2 protein-coding genes and 2 pseudogenes are annotated in these 4,068 nt (G+C 74.2%); 2 read left to right on the forward strand and 2 right to left on the reverse strand.

The window, feature by feature from the left end:
- A partial coding sequence (locus AOK09_RS34470; RefSeq protein WP_245687611.1) for an SUKH-4 family immunity protein occupies nt 1–1,072 on the forward strand: 1,072 nt, incomplete at its 5' end.
- 197 nt (nt 1,073–1,269) lie between these two features.
- Nucleotides 1,270–2,319, forward strand: coding sequence for a hypothetical protein (locus AOK09_RS34475; protein WP_055591145.1), 1,050 nt, complete (start codon nt 1,270–1,272; stop codon nt 2,317–2,319).
- Between the two features lie 141 nt (nt 2,320–2,460).
- On the opposite strand, the pseudogene AOK09_RS34480 reads toward AOK09_RS34475, so the two are convergent.
- Together AOK09_RS34480 and AOK09_RS42860 are read right to left on the reverse strand one after the other, a co-directional pair.
- Nucleotides 2,461–3,505: pseudogene (locus AOK09_RS34480) on the reverse strand (nucleotide sugar dehydrogenase); the annotation flags it as partial.
- Nucleotides 3,506–3,507: 2 nt separating this feature from the next.
- Nucleotides 3,508–3,761 (reverse strand): annotated as a pseudogene (locus AOK09_RS42860) (nucleotide sugar dehydrogenase); the annotation flags it as partial.
- Nucleotides 3,762–4,068: the final 307 nt, after the last annotated feature.

Genomic DNA, 4,068 nt, shown 5'->3' on the forward strand with positions numbered 1-4,068 from the left:
GGTGGGTGCGATGCCGCCCCCACCCGTGGGCGCCATGCCTCCGCCTCCCGTGGGTGCCATGCCGCCCGGCGTGCCCGGACCCGGGGCGCCCGGCCTGCCCACGGTGGGGCCGGGCTATCTGGCCGTGCTCAGCTACCGCGGTCCGGACGGTTCCGAGCAGAAGGTGATGCAGCGCAGCGAGCCCGGCACCCCGCACCCGGAGTGGAAGATCCTCCAGGAGCTGCGCCGCCTCAATGTGCCCCCGGACCAGGTGCTGGAGCTCCACACCGAGCTGGAGTGCTGCGACCTCCCGGCCGGTTACTGCGCCCGCATGGTGAAGGAGGCCTGGCCCAACGTCCGGATCACCCACACCGCCGGGTACGGCCGCGACCACGCCGCACGGCAGTCCGGGATGCAGCATCTGCTGGAGCACCTGGACGAGTTGCACGCCCTGGCGTCGGGTCCGGCCAGGCCCAAGCCGGTGCGGGTACCGCTGCCCGACCCGGGGGCGGTGCCCAAGCTGCCGCCGCTGGCTCCGCAGCAGCTGGCCGGTGAGCTCGGTCAGGCCTTCGGGCCCGCCGTCTTCCGGTACGAGCAGCGTGCCGTGTCCCGGCAGGGTGTGCCGGAGCCGGTGGCGCAGACCCTGGTGTGGGCCGGTCTTCCGGTCGAGTTCGGGCCGTTCTTCTGGGCGCAGGCGCAGCCGGGCAGGCCGATCCCGACCCTGGCCGAGCTGGCGGCCGAGCGCGGCCGTCCGGCTGCTCCCGACGCGGGCGGCTATCTGGTGCTGGGCAATGACTACGGCCGTCAGCTCTGTGTGCAGTTCGGCACGGCGGCGGTGGTCGCGGTCGATCTGGAGCCCGGTCCGGAGCAGAGTCAGCCGCGGTTTGTGAACTCCGGGGTGCCGGAGTTCGTCCGCTGTCTGGCGCTGCTCGGCCGGATGTGGCGGTTCCGTTTCGGGCTCACGCCCGAGCAGGCGGGCCGCTGGACGACCGACTTCCAGGCGCAGCTGGCGGCGATCGACCCGGCGGCGCTGCAGTCGCCGGACACCTGGTGGGCGGTGCTGCTGGAGCAGTTCTGGGACGGGCTGCTCTAGCGGTCGCAAGGCAGGGCGAGGGGCGTTCCGGAGTGGTCCGGGACGCCCCTCGGCATGTCTGCGGGCGGGTCTTTCCCTGCGGATCGCCTGTGGCGGTTCGGGTACGAGAGCGAACGAAGAAGGTAGGTTAGTGGGCAAAACGGATCAAAAGTGATCAGGTCTCCTCCTGATCGCAGGCGACAACGGGAGTAGCACGGATGAGTGACGCCGTCTCTGCGTACGACTTCACCACCGCCCGGCGCGGCTATGCCCCGGAGCAGGTCGAGCGTGCGGTCACGGCGCTGGTCGCGCAGCGGGACGAGGCGTGGCAGCGGCTGAGCAGCCTGGGTTCGAGCATCCGGGAGCTGGAGATCGCGCTCGCCGACGCCGTCCAGGCCGCGGAGGACGCTCCGCCTCCCGACTACGGGGTGCTGAGCCGCCGGGCGGCGGGACTGCTCGCCACCGCGGAGGCGGAGGCCGCCGCGGTGCTCCAGGAGGCGGCCGAGGCCGCCGAGCAGCTGCGCCGGCTGGCCGCCCAGGAGGCGCAGCGGCAGGCGGAGCACGCGGCGGAGTCGGCGGAGGAGGCGCGCTTCGGAGCCGACCTCGACGCCGAGGAGATCCTGGAGCAGGCCCGTACCGCCGCGGCCGCGGCGATGGAGAAGGCCGAGCGGGAGTGCGAGGAGATCAGGGCCACGGCCGAGCAGGAGGTGTCCCGGCTGCGCGAGCAGAGCGAGCAGGAGCGTGCCCGCGCCAGGGCCGACCTCGCCGCCCGCCAGCAGGTCGCCGACGAGGAGGGCGCGGCCGCGCTGGCCCGCGAGCAGGAGGTCGAGGACCGGATCACGGCCATCGGCGAACGGCGCGACCGGGAGTCCGCACAGCATCGCGAGAACGTGCTGTCCCGGGTCGAGGAGATCGACCGTGAGGCGCAGGCCCGCGCCGACCGCCTGCTGGAGCGCGCCCGGCACGAGGCGGAGCGGATCGCGGCCGCGGCCGAGCGGGAGCAGCGCTCCTACGCCGAGCGGCAGGAGCTGGTGCAGGTGCACCTGGACCACATCCGGCAGACCCTGGCCGCCCTCACCAACATGCCGACCGCGCACGGCGCGGGCACCGCGCCCTCGTTCTCCGTCCCCGCGCCGGCCGCCGAGCCCCTCCTCGGGCCCTCCCCGGCCGTCGACCCGGACGGCGACACCACCGAACTGCCGCTGCAGATCACCCCGCCGCCCGCGCAGCGGACCGGCTCCGTGGACGAGGACCGGCGCGCCGGCTGAGCGCCGTTCCCGTCCACGGCGGACCCGGCCGCCCGGCCGCCGGACAGGCCGCCGGACCGGTGGTGCGGCCCGGCGCAGCCGGAGACCGCCCGCGCCGGGCCGGACGCCCCCGCCCGGCGGCGTGCCGGGCCGCCCTCCGGGTCAGAGCACCTCGACGGTTGCCCCGCTGAGGCGGCGGCGGCAGTCCAGGACATAGCGGGAGTGCTCGGTGACCGCCTCGAAGTCGAAGTCGTCGTGGTCCGCCAGCAGGACCACGGCGTCGGCCGCCGCCAGTTCCGCCGGGGTCGCCTCCACCCGCCGTACCGCGGCCAGCGCGTCACCGTGACCGCCGCCCGGAGTGCCCGGCCGGGGACCGGGGACCTGCCGGGCCGCGGCGGCGTCCACCGGCGGCTCGTCCACATGCACGCCCGCCACCACATGGGGGTCGGCGGCCCGGACGTCGGCGCCCATCCGGTCCAGCAGCTCGGCGACGCGGGCGGCCGGGGTCTCCCGGGCGTCGCCGGTGTTCTTCTTGTACGCCAGGCCCAGCAGCAGCACCCGCGAGCCCTTCACCGACCGCTGCCGCTCATTGAGCGCCTCCACCAGCCTGCGCACCACATAGTCCGGCATATGGCTGTTGACGTCGTTGGCCAGCTCCACGAAGCGGAACGGGTGCCCCAGCGCCCGCTCCACCCGCCAGGACAGATACGACGGGTCGATCGGCAGGCAGTGCCCGCCCACCCCCGGGCCGGGGGTGAAGCGCAGATAGCCGAACGGCTTGGTGGAGGCCGCGTCGATGGCCTCCCACACGTCGATGCCCAGATCGTGGGCGAACATCGCCAGCTCGTTGACCAGGGCGATGTTCACATGCCGGAAGGTGTTCTCCAGGAGCTTGGTGAGCTCGGCCTCCTTGCAGGAGGACACCGGTACGGTGCGCTCCACCAGCCGGCCGTAGAAGCCCTCGACGGCCGCCAGTGAGTCCGGGTCCACGCCGGAGACGACCTTCGGGGTGTTCTCCAGCCGCCAGGTCGGATTGCCGGGGTCGATCCGCTCCGGGCTGTAGCCCAGGTGGAAGTCGCGGCCCACGGTGAGCCCGGAGCCCTCCTCCAGCAGCGGGGCCAGCAGCTCCTCCGTCGTCCCCGGGTAGGTGGTCGACTCCAGCACCACCGTGGCTCCCGGCCGCAGGAAGCGGGCCAGCATCCTGGCCNNGGCGTCGGCACCGTGATCACCGCGATGTCGAAGCCGGCCGCGTCCCGGGGGTCGGTGGACGGCGTGTAGGTGCCGGCGTCCAGCAGCGGCCGCAGCCGTTCGGCCGGGATGTCCTCCACATAGGACTCGCCCACCGCGAGCTTCTTGATCCGCCGCTCGTCGACGTCGTAGCCGATGACGTCGTACCCCACCTCGGCGGCCCGGACCGCCAGTGGCAGTCCCACATATCCCTGTCCTGCGATCACCACGCGCATGGTGGTCCCCACCCCCCTCGTGGCAGCGCCGTCTCCACGCTGCCTTCACAATTCAGCGTAGAGAGCCGGAAGGCGGCGCGGAGGCGTTTCCGTGCAGGCGCCGCTTCGGGGCCTCCGCCGCCGCGGGGCCCTCCCGGCGGGGAGGTGCCCGCGGCGGGCAGGTGCGGACGGCCGGGGTCCGCGACACCCCCGCGGTGGCACGGCCCCGGCCGTCTGCGGTGCGGGACCACCCCACCCGGCAGCCCGCACACGCCGTCCGCCCTCGTCGGACGGCGTGTGCAGGCTGCCGGGTGGGGTGGTCCCGCAC

It is taken from the genome of Peterkaempfera griseoplana (assembly GCF_001418575.1).
Lineage (GTDB): Bacteria > Actinomycetota > Actinomycetes > Streptomycetales > Streptomycetaceae > Peterkaempfera > Peterkaempfera griseoplana.

Coding starts and splice junctions, on each gene's coding strand:
- AOK09_RS34475 (WP_055591145.1), top strand. CDS start 1,270: ATGAGTGACGCCGTCTCTGCGTACGACTTCACCACCGCCCGGCGCGGC.